The 20,424-nt window shown below is 36.0% G+C and carries 28 protein-coding genes, 1 tRNA gene and 2 pseudogenes; 25 read left to right on the top strand and 6 right to left on the bottom strand.

From position 1 onward, the window contains the following. Nucleotides 1-10 precede the first annotated feature (10 nt). The 4 genes from RSC39_RS09425 to RSC39_RS09410 all read left to right on the top strand — a co-directional run bounded on the left by RSC39_RS09425 (nt 11) and on the right by RSC39_RS09410 (nt 3,667). Nucleotides 11-1,348, top strand: coding sequence for a PTS sugar transporter subunit IIC (locus RSC39_RS09425; protein WP_332536765.1), 1,338 nt, complete (start codon nt 11-13; stop codon nt 1,346-1,348). Nucleotides 1,349-1,437: 89 nt separating this feature from the next. Continuing rightward, nucleotides 1,438-2,874, top strand: coding sequence for a 6-phospho-beta-glucosidase (locus RSC39_RS09420; RefSeq protein WP_332536763.1), 1,437 nt, complete (start codon nt 1,438-1,440; stop codon nt 2,872-2,874). Between the two features lie 284 nt (nt 2,875-3,158). Further along, nucleotides 3,159-3,440, top strand: a complete 282-nt coding sequence (locus RSC39_RS09415) for a hypothetical protein (protein ID WP_063281835.1) — start codon at nt 3,159-3,161, stop codon at nt 3,438-3,440. A 156-nt stretch (nt 3,441-3,596) separates the two neighbouring features. Beyond that, nucleotides 3,597-3,667 (top strand) — tRNA-Cys (locus tag RSC39_RS09410). Between the two features lie 124 nt (nt 3,668-3,791). Here the strand turns inward: RSC39_RS09410 and RSC39_RS09405 are convergent. The 6 genes and pseudogenes from RSC39_RS09405 to RSC39_RS09380 form a co-directional block, all read right to left on the bottom strand. Then, a complete protein-coding gene (locus tag RSC39_RS09405) occupies nt 3,792-4,859 on the bottom strand; it encodes a site-specific integrase (protein WP_212656499.1) in 1,068 nt (355 codons plus the stop codon). A 128-nt stretch (nt 4,860-4,987) separates the two neighbouring features. Continuing rightward, nucleotides 4,988-5,413: a hypothetical protein gene (locus RSC39_RS09400; protein WP_332536755.1), complete on the bottom strand. Its 426-nt coding sequence runs from the start codon at nt 5,411-5,413 to the stop codon at nt 4,988-4,990. A gap of 50 nt (nt 5,414-5,463) precedes the next feature. Further along, the gene (locus tag RSC39_RS09395) at nt 5,464-5,664 is read right to left on the bottom strand and encodes a hypothetical protein (protein WP_332536754.1); all 201 of its coding nucleotides are present in this window, start codon (nt 5,662-5,664) and stop codon (nt 5,464-5,466) included. Between the two features lie 18 nt (nt 5,665-5,682). Then, nucleotides 5,683-6,240 (bottom strand): hypothetical protein, encoded by a 558-nt coding sequence (locus RSC39_RS09390; RefSeq protein WP_332536751.1) that lies wholly within the window; start codon nt 6,238-6,240, stop codon nt 5,683-5,685. A 12-nt stretch (nt 6,241-6,252) separates the two neighbouring features. Next, nucleotides 6,253-6,393, bottom strand: a pseudogene (locus RSC39_RS09385) (XRE family transcriptional regulator); the annotation flags it as partial. 315 nt (nt 6,394-6,708) lie between these two features. Beyond that, nucleotides 6,709-6,894, bottom strand: a pseudogene (locus RSC39_RS09380) (helix-turn-helix transcriptional regulator); the annotation flags it as partial. Nucleotides 6,895-7,195: 301 nt separating this feature from the next. On the opposite strand from RSC39_RS09380, the gene RSC39_RS09375 reads away from it, so the two are divergent. The 21 genes from RSC39_RS09375 to RSC39_RS09275 all read left to right on the top strand — a co-directional run bounded on the left by RSC39_RS09375 (nt 7,196) and on the right by RSC39_RS09275 (nt 20,424). Continuing rightward, complete coding sequence (locus RSC39_RS09375; protein WP_058208732.1) at nt 7,196-7,387, top strand: hypothetical protein; 192 nt, start codon at nt 7,196-7,198, stop codon at nt 7,385-7,387. Between the two features lie 13 nt (nt 7,388-7,400). Next, nucleotides 7,401-7,631 carry a hypothetical protein gene (locus RSC39_RS09370; protein WP_042747964.1) on the top strand — a complete coding sequence of 77 codons (231 nt, stop codon included), beginning with the start codon at nt 7,401-7,403 and terminating at the stop codon, nt 7,629-7,631. Nucleotide 7,632: 1 nt separating this feature from the next. Continuing rightward, nucleotides 7,633-7,887, top strand: coding sequence for a hypothetical protein (locus RSC39_RS09365; protein ID WP_332536747.1), 255 nt, complete (start codon nt 7,633-7,635; stop codon nt 7,885-7,887). Between the two features lie 47 nt (nt 7,888-7,934). Then, entirely contained in the window at nt 7,935-8,330 is a 396-nt protein-coding gene (locus tag RSC39_RS09360; RefSeq protein ID WP_332536745.1) for a hypothetical protein, read from the top strand. An 8-nt stretch (nt 8,331-8,338) separates the two neighbouring features. After that, nucleotides 8,339-8,668 (top strand): hypothetical protein, encoded by a 330-nt coding sequence (locus RSC39_RS09355; RefSeq protein WP_332536743.1) that lies wholly within the window; start codon nt 8,339-8,341, stop codon nt 8,666-8,668. Next, nucleotides 8,661-9,941, top strand: a complete 1,281-nt coding sequence (locus RSC39_RS09350; protein ID WP_332536741.1) for an AAA family ATPase — start codon at nt 8,661-8,663, stop codon at nt 9,939-9,941. Before RSC39_RS09355 ends, RSC39_RS09350 begins: the two co-directional genes overlap by 8 nt. A gap of 11 nt (nt 9,942-9,952) precedes the next feature. Next, entirely contained in the window at nt 9,953-10,576 is a 624-nt protein-coding gene (locus RSC39_RS09345; protein WP_332536739.1) for an HNH endonuclease signature motif containing protein, read from the top strand. 10 nt (nt 10,577-10,586) lie between these two features. After that, complete coding sequence (locus tag RSC39_RS09340; RefSeq protein WP_332536736.1) at nt 10,587-11,624, top strand: ATP-binding protein; 1,038 nt, start codon at nt 10,587-10,589, stop codon at nt 11,622-11,624. Nucleotides 11,625-11,643: 19 nt separating this feature from the next. Further along, complete coding sequence (locus RSC39_RS09335) at nt 11,644-12,222, top strand: hypothetical protein (RefSeq protein ID WP_332536734.1); 579 nt, start codon at nt 11,644-11,646, stop codon at nt 12,220-12,222. A gap of 14 nt (nt 12,223-12,236) precedes the next feature. Next, entirely contained in the window at nt 12,237-12,497 is a 261-nt protein-coding gene (locus RSC39_RS09330; protein ID WP_058224532.1) for a hypothetical protein, read from the top strand. Then, nucleotides 12,472-14,067, top strand: coding sequence for a DEAD/DEAH box helicase (locus tag RSC39_RS09325; protein WP_058224531.1), 1,596 nt, complete (start codon nt 12,472-12,474; stop codon nt 14,065-14,067). The genes RSC39_RS09330 and RSC39_RS09325 overlap by 26 nt, the downstream gene beginning before the upstream one ends. 2 nt (nt 14,068-14,069) lie before the next feature. Next, nucleotides 14,070-16,373, top strand: coding sequence for an AAA family ATPase (locus RSC39_RS09320; RefSeq protein ID WP_332536729.1), 2,304 nt, complete (start codon nt 14,070-14,072; stop codon nt 16,371-16,373). A gap of 236 nt (nt 16,374-16,609) precedes the next feature. Beyond that, nucleotides 16,610-16,804: a hypothetical protein gene (locus RSC39_RS09315; protein WP_058223841.1), complete on the top strand. Its 195-nt coding sequence runs from the start codon at nt 16,610-16,612 to the stop codon at nt 16,802-16,804. Beyond that, a complete protein-coding gene (locus RSC39_RS09310) occupies nt 16,794-17,018 on the top strand; it encodes a hypothetical protein (protein ID WP_332536727.1) in 225 nt (74 codons plus the stop codon). Before RSC39_RS09315 ends, RSC39_RS09310 begins: the two co-directional genes overlap by 11 nt. Next, complete coding sequence (locus RSC39_RS09305; protein WP_332536724.1) at nt 17,011-17,211, top strand: hypothetical protein; 201 nt, start codon at nt 17,011-17,013, stop codon at nt 17,209-17,211. The genes RSC39_RS09310 and RSC39_RS09305 overlap by 8 nt, the downstream gene beginning before the upstream one ends. Further along, nucleotides 17,211-17,567 carry a DUF1064 domain-containing protein gene (locus tag RSC39_RS09300; RefSeq protein WP_332536722.1) on the top strand — a complete coding sequence of 119 codons (357 nt, stop codon included), beginning with the start codon at nt 17,211-17,213 and terminating at the stop codon, nt 17,565-17,567. The genes RSC39_RS09305 and RSC39_RS09300 overlap by 1 nt, the downstream gene beginning before the upstream one ends. 291 nt (nt 17,568-17,858) lie before the next feature. Then, entirely contained in the window at nt 17,859-18,062 is a 204-nt protein-coding gene (locus RSC39_RS09295; protein ID WP_332536719.1) for a hypothetical protein, read from the top strand. Next, complete coding sequence (locus tag RSC39_RS09290; RefSeq protein ID WP_332536717.1) at nt 18,052-18,189, top strand: hypothetical protein; 138 nt, start codon at nt 18,052-18,054, stop codon at nt 18,187-18,189. The genes RSC39_RS09295 and RSC39_RS09290 overlap by 11 nt, the downstream gene beginning before the upstream one ends. 9 nt (nt 18,190-18,198) lie before the next feature. Continuing rightward, entirely contained in the window at nt 18,199-18,666 is a 468-nt protein-coding gene (locus tag RSC39_RS09285) for a hypothetical protein (protein WP_274998462.1), read from the top strand. Between the two features lie 164 nt (nt 18,667-18,830). Next, nucleotides 18,831-19,226 (top strand): phBC6A51 family helix-turn-helix protein, encoded by a 396-nt coding sequence (locus RSC39_RS09280; RefSeq protein ID WP_332536713.1) that lies wholly within the window; start codon nt 18,831-18,833, stop codon nt 19,224-19,226. Continuing rightward, nucleotides 19,219-20,424, top strand: coding sequence for a PBSX family phage terminase large subunit (locus tag RSC39_RS09275; protein ID WP_332536711.1), 1,206 nt, complete (start codon nt 19,219-19,221; stop codon nt 20,422-20,424). The genes RSC39_RS09280 and RSC39_RS09275 overlap by 8 nt, the downstream gene beginning before the upstream one ends.

Raw genomic sequence — 20,424 nt, 5'->3', positions numbered from 1 at the left:
CTGTTCAACCATGAACAATTTTATTCAAAACAAAATCATGCCTCCAATGATGAAATTTTTGAATACCCGTGCAGTCACGGCAATCAAAAATGGTATGATTTATCCTATCCCATTTATCATTATTGGTTCAGTATTCTTGATTCTTGGTCAACTGCCATTCCAAGCAGGACAAGACTTCATGAACAAAATCAAATTGGGCCCACTCTTTTTACAAATTAATAATGCTTCATTTGGTATTATGGCTTTGCTTGCCGTGTTCGGTATTGCTTACGCTTGGGTTCGAGATGCAGGTTATGAAGGAGTACCCGCTGGTTTAACAGGTGTCATTGTTCACATCTTGTTGCAACCAGACACAATCCATCAAGTAACGAGTGTTACTGACCCAACTAAAACATCAACAGCATTTCAAGTAGGTGGTGTCATTGACCGAGCTTGGTTAGGGGGGAAAGGGATGGTTCTCTCAATCATCGTTGGACTCTTAGTAGGTTGGATTTACACTGGCTTTATGCGTCGGAACATCACAATCAAAATGCCAGAACAAGTTCCAGAAAATGTTGCCGCATCATTTACTTCACTTGTACCTGCAGGAGCAATCATTACAATGGCTGGTGTGGTTCATGGAATCACAACGATTGGCTTCAACACAACTTTCATTGAGTTAGTTTATAAATGGATTCAAACCCCATTGCAACACGTGACTGACGGTCCGGTTGGGGTCTTCGTTATTGCCTTTATGCCAGTATTTATCTGGTGGTTCGGTGTTCACGGAGCGACAATCATTGGTGGGATTATGGGACCATTGCTTCAAGCAAACTCTGCTGACAATGCTGCTCTCTACAAAGCAGGACATCTTAGCCTGTCAAATGGCGCCCATATCGTTACTCAATCATTCATGGACCAATACTTGACAGTTACTGGTTCTGGTTTGACCATTGGTTTGGTTATCTTCCTCTTAGTGAGTGCAAAATCAGTTCAAGGTAAAACTTTAGGACGAATGGAAATTGGACCTGCAGTATTCAATATCAACGAACCTATTCTGTTTGGACTTCCTATCGTTTTGAATCCAATTCTTGCTATTCCATTTATCTTGGCTCCGTTGATTTCAGGAATTTTGACTTACTTAGTGATTTATCTAGGAATCATTCCACCATTTAATGGTGCCTATGTTCCTTGGACAACCCCTGCGGTCTTGTCAGGATATCTAGTAGGTGGCTGGCAAGGAATGGTTTGGCAAATTATTATTCTTGCTTTGACCACAGTTCTCTATTGGCCATTTGCCAAAGCTTATGACAATATTCTTCTGAAAGAAGAAGCTGAAACAGAAGCTGGAATTAATGCTGTCGAATAATTGCAAAATTTAGATGAGCTCAAGACTTCTTGAGCTTATCTTGTTAAGAAATGATAATTTAATAATTCTAATAATTACAAGGAGAAATTATGACTTTAAAAAAAGACTTCCTCTGGGGAGGAGCAGTTGCTGCACATCAACTTGAAGGAGGCTGGAGTGCTGGTGGAAAGGGAGTTTCCGTAGCAGATGTGATGACAGCAGGGAGTAATGGCGTAGAAAGAAAAATCACAGATGGAGTAATTGAGGGAGAAAATTACCCTAATCATGAAGCTATTGATTTCTATCACCACTATAAAGAAGATGTAGCGCTTTTTGCAGAACTCGGTTTAAATTGTTTTAGAACATCTATTGCTTGGACACGTATTTTTCCAAATGGAGATGAGTCTGAACCTAACGAAGAGGGCTTGCAATTCTATGATGATTTATTTGATGAATGTTTAAAAAATGGGATTGAACCTGTCATTACTCTTTCTCACTTTGAACTTCCTTATCATTTAGTGACAGAGTATGGTGGATTCCGTAACCGAAAACTCATTGATTTCTTTGTTCATTTTTCAGAAGTCGTGATGAATCGTTTTAAAGATAAAGTTAAGTATTGGATGACTTTCAATGAAATTAATAACCAAGCAAACTTTATGCGTGATTTTGCACCATTTACCAATTCTGGTTTGAAATTTCCAGAGGGAGCAAGCGAAAAAGAGCGTGAAGAAATCATGTATCAAGCGGCTCATTATGAACTTGTTGCCTCGGCCAAAGTTGTAGAGTTGGGACATAAAATTAATCCTGATTTCCAAATTGGTTGTATGATTGCCATGTGTCCGATTTATCCTGCAACTTGTAAACCGGAAGACATGATGGCTTCAACCGTTGCTATGCAACGTCGTTATTGGTTTGCAGATGTCCACGTTCGCGGACATTATCCAAGCTATTTAAAGGCTTATTTTGAACGCAAAGAATTTAAAATTGATATTAGTGATGAAGACTTAGAAGTTTTGAAAAATGGAAAAGTTGATTATATTGGTTTTTCTTACTATATGAGTTTTGCAATTAAGGACCGTGGGAAAGCCCCAACTTTTGATTATAACGAAGATAAAGATTTAGTTAAAAATGACTATGTTAAGGCTTCTGAATGGGGGTGGCAAATTGACCCATTAGGTTTACGTTATGCGATGAATTGGTTCTATGAACGTTATGAAAAACCCCTTTTCATTGTTGAAAATGGCTTTGGCGCTGTAGATGAAGTTGAAGTTGATGGAAGTATTCACGACCCATATCGAATTGAATATTTAAAAGCTCATATAGAATCAATGAAAGAAGCTGTCGAATATGATGGGGTTGACTTAATGGGATATACTCCTTGGGGCTTTATTGACCTTGTTTCTGCTGGGACAGGAGAGATGAAAAAACGCTATGGTGTCATCTATGTAGACAAAGATAATGAGGGAAATGGAACATTAAAGCGGTCGAAAAAAGATTCATTTATATGGTATCAAAAAGTCATCGCTACGAATGCAGAAGAACTTTAAAATAAAAAGACACGAAAGTGTCTTTTTATTTTTACTGGAATGTAAAAAAAATACTCCAAAAAAAGAAAAAGTATTATAAAAGGTACGATGTTGTACTTTATTGATTTTTTTATAAGATGAGTAACTTATCAAAGTAAAAATAACAGATTATCAGATACTTTGTTGTAAAGAAAGTATCTGATATGAAAAAATAGTGATTAAAATTCTAAAAGACTTTTGACAAATTCGTGCATTTTGCTAAAATATCTTTACTGAGTAGTTCATGTGTAACAGAAAGGGGTTTTATGCAAGCAAAATATCGGGGACAGCTTGTAGAAGTCTGGAAAATTTCGCATCGACCAATTCGTGAAATATGGGTTAGGCACGCCTTTGAACAGGAACGCATTTCTTGGAATGAATGGAATAAAAATGTCTTAAATTTTGAGTCAATATCAGGTGATTTGGCTTTGGTAGGGGATTTTTTAATTCAGAAAGATGCGAAAAAGTTTTATGTTGTCAGTAGGGAAAATGTATGTCGGGATTTAGTCTTTGTGGATAAAGAAGCGAATTTTAAGATTGGAAATTAAAGTTGTTCATTGTTGCAGAGGACATTATTTGGAGCTTTTAAGAGTTATTAGTCCTTACAAAATATGTGCTGAGTCTTGTTTTAGATGTTTGTAGAAGAACGCTATTAGTTCATGCTTGCCATAAATTTATTTTTCCGCTATAATAGTTAATGTTGTGGCGGCGTAGTGAAGTGGTAACACATGGCTCTGCAAAAGCTTAATCGTCGGTTCAAATCCGACCGTCGCCTTAAATATTTAACTACATTTAAATATATTAAAATAGAATCGCTCAACAGTGCGGTTCTATTTTTTATAATTTAATCAAAATAAATATACTTAAAAATAATTTGGGACAAATTAGGGTCAATGGGGTCAAAGTTTATTAAAAATTTTTCTGATAACATCGTTGTTCTCTTGCTCCATCTCTTTTAACTGGTGAGCATAGACTTTCAAAGTAACATTTAAATTCTCATGTCCCAATAATTTTGATACGGTTAGTAAGTCTATTCCTTTGTAAATCAGATATGATGCAAAAGAATGTCTTAAAGAATGAGGGTGAACTTTTCTACCAGCTATTACTTTGATTGTCTTATTTAGTCCATTATTGCTTAAATTATAAATTACACGATCATACTTATTTTCGTGCCAATATTCTTTTTTATATTTTTTTAGTAGTTTGATTGTTTTAGAAGATATAGGAATTTTGCGCTTTGAACTTTCGTTTTTTGTATCTGCAAAATCATTCGTTATACTGTAGTCCCAAGTTCTTTGGATAGAAATTTCTTCTTTACTAAAATCTACATGATCCCAAGTAAGTCCTAAAAGTTCTGCAAATCTCATGCCAGTTACTGCAGTTAAGTAGCAAGCAAAGTAGCTAGTATATTCCATTTTTTCTTCTGCAATGGCTAATAACTTGAGATATTCATCAGCATGTAAATACTTTTCCTCAACGGGACGAGCTGCAAGTTTTGATTTTGCTTTGGTAAAATCAGCAAAATTTTCACTAATAACTTTTTCATGAACGGCAATCTTCATAGCAGACTTTATTTGAAAGTAAAATTTGTCCAAAGATTCTTGGCGATAAAGTAAACTCATTTTGTTTAGCACAGCTTGGTAAAAAGTGGGGGTTATTTCAGCAATTGGTTTATCTTTGATATATTTATCAATAAGATTCAAAGTACGCTTATACGTCCTCCAAGTGGCTTCTGTGACATGCGGTTTTTTATAAACCTTGGCCCACTTCTCAAAAAAATCATAAAGAGAAATATCATTGTCAAATTCTGAATGGTTATTTAATCGTTTCTTTGCTTCATCAGCGGCAGCTTCGGCTTCCTTTTTTGTTTTATAGCCACCTTTTTCAAACTTTTTGTATTCTCCATTATTATCTTTATATGAAAGTCTGAATTGCCATGTCTTGCCACGCTTTCTAAAATTTGCCATGATTTGATTTTTACTCACTTTCTTGCTAAAATTGAGTACAGTAAAAGACCTTCGTTTGAAGTGTTTATACTGTATTCATAATTGATTAAATCCGTCGCCAGTCGCCAAACTTTGACGGATTTTTTGTTTTATTTTATTGTTTCAAAGGTGATCATGTATGAACCTAAAGAACTAGCTACTTTTTTTACTTTTACTGTATGAGTTTCTCCAGTTTTCCAATTTAAGACTTCTGTGGAAACAAAATTGAGATGTTCGCCAGCCCAAACAGTATATCCAAGTTCCCCATCAGGGACAACATTATCTACAGTAAAGGTTACTAATTTGCCAATAGTATCTTGACTTGAATTTAGAGCAGATTCAAATTCAGCAGCTGTTTTAAAGTCAACGGTAGTTGATGAGCTGCTTTGTGATGTTTTTGAATTTGATTTACTTGTATTTGAAGAACTTACTGAACTTTCTTTTGATGATGATTTAGTTGTATCACTTTTGTTTGAACATGCAGCAAGTGATAATGTTGTCAGGATGGTTACTCCAATTATTGCTAATTTTTTCATATAGTTTTCTCCTACCTAGCTTTTATTGAGAATCAAGGACTGCTCTTTTTTTATTTAAACAAATTCCAAATTGAGAAAGTTGTTTTCTTATAAACTTTATTATATGCTGCCTTTTTCGGATTTTTAATCCAACCCATGCCCTTTTTTCCATAACCAGGAATAAGGGCTTTTTTCACTTTACGCTTATATTTTGCAGTTGTTCTAGCTTTAAAACTTTTTGTAAGGCTAGGTTTTCTCATTCCAAATTTCATAAATACTCCAATTTCTTTTTAAGCAAGACGCATTGAATCTGAACTAATGTCAAAAAGTATTTCTTTAACTAGTTGCTCCCACTTATAATCAATATGACATGCATCCATTATTCGATAAAGATTCCAAGATGCTGGTTCTTCATCGGAACGGCTAATATAATCATTAACCTGCTCCTGAACCTCTTCTTTGTCCCAAGTTTTTATTTTAGACTTTAAAACAACTATTTTGGTAAGCTTTTCTGGACAACCGGTAGTTTCAATAAAACGGGAAATATCCTCGGTTGTTCCTTCGTTCTTCTCAAAAATATCCCACAATTTTAGTATGGCTCCTTTGTTAGCCATTTTTTCTTGCGGACTTGTCGAGTCACATTCACCACAGCGGTGTGCATCATGATTTATTATATGCATTAATTCATGGGCCAGTTTGAAAGCAGTAGCAATTGTTGGACTAAATATTGTAATCTTTTTTCTAATATTGCTAATAGCATCAATCGGAAATGAATCGTCCCCTATTACATCAAACCCTTGATTTTCTATCTCAATAATTATTTGCTCTATAATTTCCTGTTTTTGCATAGAGCCTCCTCGCTAGTCTTCCAAACGTTTTCCAAGAATTAATTTCATAGCAGACTTTACTTCATCAGTAAGAGGTTTGCCATCAAATGAAACCCATTCATCCCAATCAACTTTACTTTCATCAACAAGTTCCGCAAGATCAAGTGGGGTTTTTTTGGCTTTAACAGATTCTTCAATAGAAACAGTATGGCCTAGTTTTATAAGCTCACTAATAAAAAGTTGTTCAGCAGTAAAACCTAAACTTAACTGTGCATCTCCATAGAAATCATCATGAAGTTTCTTTTCTACGATATTTTTAACCTTATTGAAGTCATATAATAAGGATGAATTGTTTAATTCATTCTCAAAATTTAATTCTATATTGTAAAAAATACCTTCACCTTTTTCTACATCGGCATCGAAAGAAAAAGTTCTTTTTACCTTCATTTTTACTGGAATATCATCTACAACAAAGTCTGGTTTAAAATCACGTCCAAGAAGATAATCTACTGTTACATTGAAATAATCGGCAAGTTTTTCTAATGTTTGTCCATTTGGTGTTTTTGTTTTTAGGGTATAGAGGTAATTTTCACTAAATTTTAAATCATCAGTTACCTGTCTCAAAGTTTTTCCACGTTTTTCTGCTAAATATTTAATTCGCTCTAATACAGTCATATCAAACCTTTCCTAACTTTTTGTAAAAAAAACTACAAAAAAGTATAGTTTATATCTTGACAACAACTATAAAAAAGTATAGAATTGTTTTTGTAAGATAAAACTAGCTTATTCACTAGCTAAAAACCTATATAAACTTAATAAACACGCTTCCCGGCAGATTTATAAAATGTTTTAATAGGGCTTTTAACTATGCTTTTATTCTATACTTTTTTATAGAACGTGTCAAGACATGACTCTAAAAAAAACTAGTTATCTTATATTTTAACCTAGCCGAAAAGCTAGTAGAAAGGAAAATGTTATGCCAGAGACAATAACTGGACGTGAAAAAATTCTCAAATTCATTGAGGATAACGGAGTAATGCAAATTGATTTAGCTACACAGTATGGCATCAAATCAGGAGACTTTGCCGACATCATGACTGGAAAGGATACATCGCCAAGAGCAAACCGAGTTGTACTGAAAATTATTAGTGATTTTAAAATTCGTTAATAAGGAGGAAATCATGTTAAGAAAAAATCTAAAAAATGATTCTGATTATCCGCTGATTATGACTCGAGAATTAGCAGCTGAATTTATTGGTGTAAGTGGTCCTACATTTGATAAGTATTATCGCTATGCCCATAATTTCCCAGTTGTGAAAAATGGAGATGTTGAAGAAGCTTTCCCACGGGACCCTATAATCAAATGGATTGCGGATAATTGGCAATTATTGGAAAAAAGGAGAAAGAGATAGAATGCTCAAAATTAAACTTTTAAATAAGTCTGACCAACAGTGGTTAGAAGGTCGCAAAGACGTTGAAGCACAATTGGAGATTTATAGTTCAATCCTCAGCGCAAATGACCGTGTTCGAGCTATGAAACAGCCACGAGCACAGCCCAGTGAATCACTTGTTCATTACGCAAAAGAACAATCGCTTGGAATGTGGTTAGAAGAATCACCATTCTTTGCAGAAATGAAAAAAGCCCGCACTGGTAATGCGAGCTGGTAGAAAATTTTCCCAAAATTCTACCTTCATTATAACAAATTGGAGGAAACATGAAAAGCAATGTAAAATTTGATTTTACAAAAATCAAGAAAAGAACAGTCGGCGCTCGAAATATGATTTTGACACCGACTATCCATATTAGCAAAGGTGGAGATTTAGCGTTTTATTGTATCAATGTTACTGATGCCCCTTATTTCAGAGTCGCAAAAACTGGGAACTTAATTGGACTAGAATTTAGCGATAAACAATTTAGTAATTCGTTCACATCTCGTGAAAGAGGAAGTGCCTTCTGTGCAGTTGCTCGTTCAGTGATTAAAGAAATCGAATTTGAAAAGTATATTGGAACTGATTATCATTCGGCTAACTTTGCACTACAAAAAGAATCTGAAAATCTGTATTGGTTTGATTTAACTTCCACAGTAACTAAATATAAAAAATTGAAATAGGTGAAAATATGAAAAATACTATTGAACGATTAACAAGTGGCACAACACCAATTTTTGAAGAATACAAGGGTTATCAAATTTGTGCATTACCACATTCAGAAGCCTTATCATATTTCCCTGATTTGGGGAAAGCTAACGGTTATATTGAAATTCCTGAATTTAGCGGTAAGGGATATGATGATATTCCTTGTGGTAGCATCCATGGAGGATTCACATTTGCTGAAGAAAGCGTCTTTGGTTTTGACACCTTACACATAAACAGCAATTCAGATATGGATGAAAAATGGGTTTTACAACATTTAAAAGAATATATTGATGAGGTGCTAATCAATGATTAAAATCAATAAATTAGAAATTGAAAATGTGAAGCGTGTCAAAGCAGTTTCACTTGAACCAACACAAAACGGACTGACAGTAATTGGTGGACGAAATGGCCAAGGTAAAACATCAATCCTTGATTCCATTGCATGGGCTTTGGGTGGTAATAAGTACAAACCTAGTCAACCGCATCGTGAAGGTAGCGTACTTCCTCCAAATCTTCAAATCTCACTGAGCAACGGTTTGGAAATCAAACGTGATGGAAAAAATAGTGATTTAAAAGTTATTGATCCTAGCGGACAAAAAGCCGGACAAAAACTTCTTGATAGTTTTGTAGAAGAATTTGCCCTTAATCTTCCGAAATTCATGGAATCATCTAATGCTGACAAAGCTAGAACCTTGCTTCAAATTATTGGAGTTGGTGACAAGCTGGCAGAGTTCGAGAAAAAAGAACAAGAACTTTATAATGAACGTTTGGTTATTGGACGAGTTGCAGACCAGAAAAAGAAATTTGCCGCTGAAATGACCTACTTTCAGGAAGCACCTAAAGAGCTTATCAGTGTATCTGAACTTATTCAGGAACAACAAGCTATTCTTGCTAAGAATGCTGAAAATGAACGACTGAGAGGGCAAAGGGATAGTCTGAAACAACGTCAAACCCAACTTGATTCTGAAATTGCTCGATTAATTGAAGAAAAAGCCAAAGTTGACCAACAACTTGAAATTGCTGAAAAAGATGCGCTTGATTTACATGATGAATCAACTGAACAACTTGAGTACAGCATCAGCAATACCGAAGAAATCAATCGCAAAGTCCGAGCCAATCTTGACAAAGACAAAGCCGAACAAGATGCTCAAATTGAAAAAGAAAAATATGATAACTTGAGCGCTCAAATTGACCGTATTCGTTTAGATAAAAATCAGTTGTTAGAAGATGCAGATTTACCTTTGCCTGGTCTGTCAGTAGCAGAAGGAGAACTTCTTTACAAAGGTCAACGCTGGGACAACATGTCCGGAGCTGAACAGCTTAAAGTTTCAACCGCAATTGTTCGCAAACTTAATCCAGAGTGTGGATTCATCTTGATTGATAAGTTAGAACAGATGGACTTAGACACTTTGAAAGAGTTTGGCCAATGGCTTGAACAAGAACAATTACAAGCAATTGCCACAAGAGTTTCAACTGGTGACGAGTGTTCAATTATCATCTCTGATGGCTATGGTGAAGAAACTGGGCAAGCGGCTGTAATTGAAACACAACCAGTTCAACCAGAACAGACAAAATATCAGTTTTAAGGTGGTGGATTATGGAAATGAAACAGATTCCAGATTATCCCAACTACGCTGTAACTAGAGATGGGAGAGTTTGGTCCTATATAAGTAATAAGTTTATAAAACCAAGAGTATCTAAAGAGAATTCCGTCATAGTAAATTTGAATTTTGAAGGTATAAGGTTCAGAAGGAATGTTGCTAGGTTAGTATTTATAGCTTTTAAAGGATATGAACCTGAAATTGTACGTCATATTGATGGTAATCCTCTTAATAATAATATTGATAACCTCAAAGCAATGAGTAAAAATGAACACTTGAAAAGTTTAGGTAACCCTAGCAATTTCAAAAATTATAATCGTAACCTTAAAATGATTAAAGTTGATGTTGAATCAGAAAGTAAGCAGGTTGTTGCATACCCATACAGGGCAACTGAATATGATTCAGCTTTACTATGTTGCAATTTAAAAAGATTAACTTACAAAGGAGCTTTGTACTTTTGGGAGAATCGGAAAAATGAATTAATTGAGGAATTGAAAGTTAGAATTATGCTAAATAATTTACGTTTGAATTCTGATATAAGTGAATTTCAGCTGATTGGAATGTATAAAAGAAATATAAAAAAACAACAAAAATACCTTGAAATACTAGAAAAAATCTAAAGGAGAAATAATGGTATTTAACATTACAAGCGGTCCAACTGCTACCGCTCAAAAAGTAGTTTTGTATGGAGTTGAAGGAATTGGGAAGTCAACCTTTGCTTCAAGGTTTCCAAATGCAGTGTTCATTGATATTGAGGGATCAACCTCAAATATGGATGTAATGCGAATGCCTTCTCCCCGAAGTTGGCAAATGATTATGGATGAAGTAGAAGATGTTAAACAACGTCAAATCTGCCAAACCTTAATCATTGATAGTGGGGATTGGGCTGAAAGAAAATGTAAAGAACATTTAGCCGTACTTGGAAAATGGACAGATAGTACAAATGATTATGGGGCAAAATATGTTTCTCTTGAAAAAGAATTTGGTCAACTTGTAAATAAGTTGAGTGATGTAGTTGAAGTTGGAATTAATGTTGTTGTAACTGCTCATGCGAAACTCAAGAAAAAAGAAGAACCTGACCAAATGGGAGCTTATGACCGATATCAGCTAAAAATGGAAGATAAAACAGGCGCCATGTTGAAAGAATGGGCGGATATGGTTCTGTTTGCCAATTATGAAACAACGATTGTTACTGACAGCAAAACCAATTCAAAAAAAGCAACTGGTGGTCAACGTGTTATGTTTGCGGCACATCATCCAGGTTGGGATGCAAAAAACAGACATAATTTGCCTGACAAGTTACCACTTGATTTTGGAGCAATTGCTCATATTTTCCAAAAACAAGTCACTCCACCGGTTCAAACACAGCCACCAGTTGAGCAACCTCAACAAGAACAAGTGACTGCAGCGGCCACGGTTGAAACACCTCAAGAAAACAATTTTGGACGTGAACCAAATATCATTGATCCAACAATACCAAAAGAATTGGCTCAACTGATGTCAGTAAATGAAGTGACAGAAGAAGAAATTCGTAGATTGGTAGCAGAAAAAGGCTTTAGACCTTATGAAATGCCAGTCAAAGATTATCCAGATGATTTGATTCAAGGTGGGCTTGTTGCTCAATGGGACAAAATTTTCACAGAAATTAAAGCTAAAAGAGCTTACTAAATAAAAGGAGAAATTAAAAATGAACGATGATATGCAAATTTTAGGTTGGGACGATGAAGTAGAAGCAGGTAGTCCCTTTGTCCTCTTACCCGAAGGCGATTATCCTTTCACTATCACAGGACTTGAAAAAGGTATTTATGAAAAGCCAGCTGACCGCACAACTAAAATTCCAGCAAATTGTCCGATGGCAACAGTATCATTGGAATTCACTGCAGCTACTGGTGAAAAATCAACATTGACAGAAAAATTCTATCTTTACAAGAAAATGCAATGGAAAATCAATCAATTCTTTACAGCGATTGGTGCTCCAAAAAATGCAGACGGAGTTATAAAAATGAATTGGGCGACTGTTTTGGGGGCTCATGGGACAGCGAAATTAGTTGTTAACAACTATACAGACCGAAACGATAAACCAGCCCAAAATAATAGAATCAAAGATTTCCTTGAACCAACTCAACAAACTGCAGCGCCAGGTTATCAAGCCCAACAACAAAGCTATCAACAACCACCTGCTCAAACTCAACCACCTCAACAAAATGTAACACCATTCCCACAACAAACTGCTGCACCTCAAAATGGCGCTGGCTATAACTTTTAAGGGGGAGATAGAAAATGCTTGCAGAAAAAAATCTAACAGGTAAATTTAAATTTGAGTTTTCAGAAGCTGTAAAAAATTTCTCTCAATGGCTAGTAAGTATCGGTCAAGACTTCTCATATAAAGAGAAAGACTATACTATTACAGCAAAATTTGAATGTGATGAAGATTATTATAATGCTGAGGCGAAAGCACTTGAATTAGAAGGTAAAGCAAACCCTCAAATGAGCTTTGATTTAGAGGAGGATAATAATGGAACTCCGTCCGTATCAGAATGAAGCGAATGACCGAATCCAAGAAGAATGGGCGAGTGGTGTCAAGAAGACGCTGCTCGTTCTTCCTACCGGATTGGGTAAAACCGTGACATTCTCAGATTTAACAAAACAATTAGTAAGCAAAGGTGAGCGGGTTTTAATTATGGCCCACCGTGGCGAATTACTTGACCAAGCTGCAGATAAACTTTTCAAAGTAACAGGATTGAAAGCTGCAGTTGAAAAAGCTGACCAAACTGCAAAAAATTCTTTTTATAGCGTGACCGTCGGAAGTGTTCAAACCTTGATGCGTGAAAAACGACTACAAGATTTCCCACAAGATTATTACGACACAATCATTGTTGATGAAGCACATCACATTTTGGCCAGTAGTTATCAGAAAGTCCTTGAATATTTTAGTGAAGCTAAAGTGTTGGGAGTAACCGCAACTGCTGACAGAACAGACAAGAAAAATCTAGGTGAGTTCTTTGAGTCGCTTGCTTATGAATACACCTTGCCTGATGCGATAAAAAATAAATACTTGTCACCAATGAAGGCAATGACTATCCCATTAAAAATTGATTTATCTGGCGTTTCAATGTCGGCCGGTGACTTTAAAGCAAGTGAAGTTGGAAGTGCATTAGACCCTTACCTTTATCAAATAGCAGATGAAATGGTCAAGAATTGCTCAAACAGAAAAACAGTTGTCTTTTTACCGCTTGTAGCAACTTCTAAAAAGTTTCGAGATATTCTCAATGAAAAAGGTTTTAAAGCTGCCGAAGTCAATGGAGATTCCAAGGACCGTGCGGAGATTTTAGAAGACTTCGACAACGGGAAATATAACGTACTTTGCAACTCAATGTTACTGACAGAAGGTTGGGACTCACCAGAAGTCGATTGTGTCATTATGCTAAGACCAACGAAATCACGTCCGCTTTATGTTCAATGTATTGGCCGTGGCTTGCGTTTGGCAGAAGGCAAAGAAGATTGTTTGATTCTGGATTTCCTTTGGCACACAGAACGTCATGAACTAGTTCATCCAGCGCACTTGATTGCTAAAGATGATGAAATTGCTAAAAAGATGACTGAAAAAATGGCTGAGATTGAAGAAGATGATCAGTTACAACTCTTTGATTTAGAAGAAGTCGCAAAGGAAGCTGAGAGTGAAGTCGTTCAAGACCGAGAAAACTCACTGGCAGAAAAATTAGCAACGATGAAAAAACGGAAACGAAAACTTGTGGACCCTCTACAGTTTGAACTTTCTATTCAATCAGAAGACCTGATAAACTATGCCCCATCTTTTGGTTGGGAAATGGCACCAGCTTCTGATAAACAAATTGCAGCACTTGAAAAATTTGGTATCTTTCCAGAAGAAATTGAAAACTCTGGGAAAGCTAAAGTATTACTTGATAAATTAAATAAACGAAAAATGTCAGGCTTGACTACACCTAAGCAGATTCGATTCTTAGAAAGTCGTGGTTTCCAACATGTTGGGACTTGGGAATTTAATAAAGCACGAGGTCTAATTGACCGGATTGCGGGGAATGGTTGGAGAATTCCGGTTGACATTAATCCGAAGGAATATAAAGGAGTTTAAGCTTGGAAGAAAAATTTGATTTAGTGCCACTCCTTGAATATATCTCACCATCATCACTTGATTATCTGGACTGGGTATCAGTTGGAATGGCTTTGAAATTCGAGGGCTATCCCTTTGATGTATGGGACAGTTGGTCACAACCTGATAGTAGATATAATGCACGAGAAATGGAATCAAAGTGGGATTCACTTGGCCATAATGGAGCTACACCAGTAACTGGTGCATTTATCACTATGAAAGCAAAAGAAAATGGTTGGTCTTCAAATTCCTATAAAGGGAATGATGGGAACGAGTTCTTAGGCTGGGACGATGAGGTGAGTGCAGCACGAGATTATAAGTTTATTGATAAATCTTGGGTTGAAGGTCAAGAAATCAGAGAGCCTGATGATAATTGGAAACCTGTAGAACAGCTTAAAACTTATATTCAAACGCTTTTCAAAAATGATGATTACATTGGCTATGTCATGAAATCTTGGCTGCGTGATGACGGAAAATATTCTGTCAGTGGCGCAGGCAACTATACTAGAACCGCAGAAGAATTACTCAATGAACTAGAAAAGTATAAAGATGAAAAAGACTTAAGTTATATTGTGGGAGATTCTGACCCTCTTGGTGGGGCTTGGATTCGTTTCAATCCTCTTGATGGTAAAGGGGTTAAAAATGAAAATGTGACTGAGTTCAAATACGCTCTAGTTGAATCGGATAATTTAGGACTTGAAAAGCAAAATGCGATCATGCGTGAATTAGAATTGCCAATTGCTGCGCTTGTCTATTCTGGTGGGAAATCAGTTCATGCCATTGTAAAAGTTGATGCGAAAGACAAAAACGAATACCGTGAGCGGGTTGAATACCTCTATAAAATTTGTAATAAAAATGGCCTTGAAGTTGATGGTCAAAATAAAAATCCATCTCGTTTATCTCGAATGCCTGGTGTAATTCGTGGAGATCACAAGCAATTCCTTATCGATACAAATATTGGTAAAGCGAATTGGGAAGAGTGGCAAACCTACATTGAGGATTTGAATGATGACTTGCCGGAGTTTGAAAGTCTTGCAGATATGTTTGAAGAAGACCCACAACTTGCCCCAGTTTTGATTGATGGAGTTTTGCGCAGAGGTCATAAAATGCTTATTGCTGGTCCATCAAAAGCCGGAAAATCATTTGCATTGATGGAGATGTGTATTGCGATTGCAGAGGGGATTCCTTGGTTTGGTTTTAATTGTGAACGTGGAAAAGTGCTTTATATCAATATGGAGCTTGACCGCCCCTCAGCTTATAAACGATTCAAAGATATTTACCAAGGAATGAATGTCCCACCAAATCATTTAAAGAATATTAGTATTTGGAACATGCGTGGTCATTCTATTCCAATGGATAAACTGACACCAAAACTGATCAGACGTGCTCAAAAAGAAAAATTTGATGCAGTGATTATTGACCCAATCTATAAAGTACTGACAGGTTCTGAAAATGATGCGGAACAAATGGCCAAGTTTACAAATAACTTTGACAAGGTAGCTGCAGAACTTGGAACTTCTGTTATTTACTGTCACCACCACTCAAAAGGAGCACAGGGCGGTAAATCTTCTATGGACCGAAGCTCTGGTTCTGGAGTATTTGCCCGAGACCCTGATGCAATTCTTGACTTAATTGAGCTTGAAGTGACGGACAGTTTGAGAAAACAACAAGATGCCAGGGCAGTTGCCAACTTCTATGCATCTAAAATCAGAGATGAGAGACCAGAATATCTTAATGAAATTGGTCAAGATGACTTTCTGTCAGCGCCCGAAATGCGAAAACATTTGGCTTTAGCGTTTGGGGATGAACGTGCAAGAGAAATTTCCGGATTTGAATTGGGACAAGTCCAACGAGTTGTGAAGTTGATGACTGCTTGGCGACTTGAAGGAACACTTAGAGAGTTTCCAAAGTTTGAACCAGTCAATCTGTGGTTTAATTATCCGCTGCATTATTCCGATGATTCTGGAGTTCTGAAAGACCTTGAGCCAGTTGGGAGTGAGCCAGCATTTAAACGTGGTGCCAAAAAAGGAAGTGAGAAAAATGCTTCTGAGGGTAAGAAAAAAGAGCGTTTAGAAGCACGTAAAGATAAAATCAATCTCGCATTTGATTTCCTAATTGGTGACAGAGAAGGCATCTCGATTGGAGAATTAGCAAAAGGAATTGAAGGACAGCCAACAGCCGAAACTGTGAAAAACTGGTTAAAACAATTACCTAATGATTACATAAAAGACAAAGAAGGTTTAGTGTCTAGGGTACAAAAAGTCCAAGATGAACCAGATAATTTGTAGGGGTACAAAGATACAAAATCCCCTAAAAGTTAGTAGGTAAAATGGTACAAAAAGCCTGTGATTTTTTAGACATTTTGGGGTGCAAAAAAATGGTACAAAAAGCCCTCTATGTAAACATAAACAAGTGTACAAAGGGGTGGAATTAATTCATCCACCCCGTTTGCACCTCAAGTATATGTTTCCTGAAAAAAGAAAAAAGATAGGCTCTGAATGTTACAGAAAAAATGAGGTGACTAGTGAAAGTAAAATATGTTGAATTTGTAAATGAAAAAATTGGAACAATAAATCACAGAATTAATTTTATTCTTGAAAAAATAAAAAAGCGGTTTGATATTGTTTCTGTACAACAGAATCTAGCAATTTCAGAATCTGGGGTAGTAAAGATAACTTCATTCACTATCCTTTATAAGGACAAATCAGATGGACTATGAAAAATTTTTCAACGATGTTAAGAATTGGATTTTAGAGTGCAACTCACAGGCGATAAAATTAGGATTCGGAAATGATGAGTTTTGGAACTGGGTTGTAAATTCACTTGGAGAGTTGAGCACAAAATATAATTCACAGCCGCTGGTCATGGCTCAAACGAATATGCTCATGAACTGGCTAGAAGATACCTGGGAAGAGGTTAAAAATAATGCGTAAAGAATTGAACATTAATTTTGTTTATGAAGAAAAAGATGGAAGTTTTGAACCTATTGGAATAGATTATGAAGATGTTAATCATTCAATACTTGCATTTTGTATTGCTGGCATCCTATATGAGGAAGATAAAAAGAAACCTTGTTTTTCTTCTCATGTTGCCGATGATATTAGAAGTTTGAAAGAGGAAGACTGATGGCCCACAAATACGGAGCTAAAAAAGTAACGGTTGATGGCATCACTTTTGATAGTAAGGCTGAATCAATTTATTATCAGTTGCATAAGCATGAGCCAAACATGAAAATGCAAGAAAAATTTGTCTTGCAAGATAAGTTCAGACTTAATGGTAAAGCTTATCGAGAAATTTACTACAAACCAGATTTTACTTTCTACGATGATGCTGGCAACTTGATTAAAATCGTAGATGTAAAAGGGATGATTTTACCCGAGTTTAAAATTAAGGCGAAGATGTTCGCTGCACGTTATGGGTTGCCAATCACGATTGCGAAAAAAGTTGCTCGAAAAGATGAATTTACAGAAAAGGTGATTTGATGGTATGTAAAGAATGCGGGAAAATTCATCAGGTACCTGTGTACTCAACGAATTGTCAGAACTGCGGTATAAAAGTACCGTTTGAACAAGTAAAAGAAAAAGGTCACGTTGCTTTTTGTAAATCGTGTCTGGAGGTAAAACAATGATATTAGATAAAATTTTAATTTTTCTACTTCTTACAAATTTGATTGTAAATGATGTGGCAAATAAAAGATGGACAGTCTGGCTTTGGGTATTATGCCTGGTGTTGCAAGTTATCCTAGTGATTACAAAATTACTGTGAGGTGAAGAATGAAATTCAATAATTCAGTAAGAAAAGAAATCATTATAAATAATGCTCCTCATGGATTCTCACGAATGAAACATAAAAAACATACTAAAAAAACAGTTTCCCAACCGTTGACTCTTGAAGATTTTAAACTGATGGGGAAAGGCGCAGGAGCTGCAGCAAAAGCTTTTTTGGAAGGATACAAGGAGGAGATCGGTGACAAATAAAAACAAAAATGGGAAGTTAACTAATTTTCTAATACAAGTACTGACAGGAATAATCTTAATCGGGATTTGTGTGATTATTACTGGGATTATACTCCGAATTGTTCGTTTTATATGGTTCGGATATTAGGGAGGTAAAATGAAAGTAAGCACAGAATATGGGTATTTAATCAAAGCACTGAGAGAATATCCATTTGATAAACAAGTAGAAGATATTTTACTTAATATAAGATATCCAGTTACTAAAGGTGGGTTTGACCCTAATTGGTGGATAAGTCCCCAAAATGTATCAAAAATACCAAAAGTATTGGCTGATATGATTAAAATTGAAGCAAATCCCAAGCTATTAAAATATAGACGGTATCATCAAGCAATAACTGAAATGATAGATGAAACTGATCCAGTTCAGTGGAAAATCATAAAAGCTGTTTATATTCATAATGAGTGCAATGTAACAGAAGCACTCAAGCGATATGGCTTTGTTGAAAAAACTCAAGGCTATAAAACAATTATTCGTCCGTTTTTTGAAAAATTGGAATATAAGATTGATGAAATCATAGCAAAAGAAACCTTTCCTGAGGAATCAGAGTTAAAAGCGGAAAAGTGACCGAAAATTAGGGAAAAGTGACCGTTTTTTTATGATAAAATAGTATTGTGAACGAGTGAATGAAGGTTCGACTTGTTTTCTCCTTTTAGATTTTACCTGTCAGAAATGGCAGGTTTTTTTATACAATTATAATTTCATGTTTTTTCAGGTTTTGGAGGGAATCAATGCTAACGACGAATCAAGAAAAAGCCGTCGTTATGCTATTTGACGGCAGAACTGTTAAAAAAATAGCGAAAGAATTGAAAGTAACAGAACGGACAATTTATAACTGGAAGAAAGACCCAGAGGTTATATCAGCACTGAGAAAGATGTCAAATGACTATCTGGGTGTCGAAATACCAAAGCTGTTAAAGAACCAAATGAAACTGGCTACTAAATCAAAGTCAGAAATAGTTAGATTCTATGCCACTAAGGACTTATTAGATCGTGCTGACTTTGTACCAAATACAGAAGACAAGGGGGAATCGGATGCTCAATTAGCTTCTGAGAAATATGATGAACTTATTAGGGAAACCGCAAAAGCCCGCCTTGACATACAAGCAAGCGTTGGTGATGAATGATTACTTTAATAGTAATTTTAAAACCTTAATTCTTGATGGTGCTGTGCGTGCTGGTAAAACGATTGTTAATAACCGGATATTCTCAATGGAATTGAAAGAAGTTAAGAAGCGTGCCAGTGAACATGGTGTAAAGAACCCTATCTATATTTTAGGTGGAGTTTCTTCTAAAACAATCAGCAACAATATTTTAAACCCTTTGCTGAATGAACAACCTTACCTTGATATCAAGTGGGATAAGAATGGTTCGTTTACTTTGTTTGGGGTAAAGGTTGTGCTTGCTTATACTGGTAATATCGGTGGTGTCGGTGGAATCCGTGGTTCAGAAGCTTGGGGTGCTTATATCAATGAAGCATCACTGGCTAATGAGAAAGTGTTTAAGGAAATCACCACACGTCTTTCAGCTCCTGGTGCACGTCTCATTTGTGATACGAACCCAGATAATCCAAGCCATTGGCTCAAGCGTGATTATATTGATAACGCAAGTGATCCAGAAAAGAGAATCAAGGTTCATAGCTTTAATATTGATGATAATGAGTTTCTAGACCCAGAGTATGTGGCAACTTTAAAAGCACAATTTACTGGGGTCTTTTATGATCGTGCTATTCGTGGACTATGGGTGTTATCTGACGGTGCGATATATTCCAACTTCGATAAAGAAAAAATGGTGGTTGATTTACCACCAGATACTACCTTTCAAGAAAGTTATGTCAGTATTGACTATGGAACATTAAATGCAACTGTATTCAAACTGTGGCGCTTGTATAAGCGGAAATGGTATTGTACTGATGAGTATTATTATTCAGGACGTGAAAAGCAAAGGCAAAAAACAGATGAGGAATATGTCAGTGATTTGGAAGAGTTCTACAAAAGTAACAACTTAAAAAAAGGACAGGCAAAAGTTATACTTGACCCTTCTGCTGCATCATTTAGAACTGCGCTCAAGAAGCATGGTTTTTCTGTTAAGTCAGCACTTAACGATGTAATCAATGGCATCCGTTGTGAGATGTCCGCAATGAATACTGGATTAGTTTATTGGTCTTCAAAGTGCGTTCATACTTTTAAAGAGTTTGGTCTTTATATCTGGGATGAAGCAGCTGCGAATCGTGGTGAAGATAAACCAGTTAAAACAGATGACCACTGCATGGATGCTGACCGTTACTTCATTTATACAATATTAAGAAAGTTGGTAGGAGGATGA

The organism is Lactococcus sp. (assembly GCF_036648155.1).
GTDB lineage: Bacteria > Bacillota > Bacilli > Lactobacillales > Streptococcaceae > Lactococcus > Lactococcus cremoris.
Note: the sequence above shows the minus strand (reverse complement) of the source record. Positions and strands in the feature narration are given on the sequence as shown.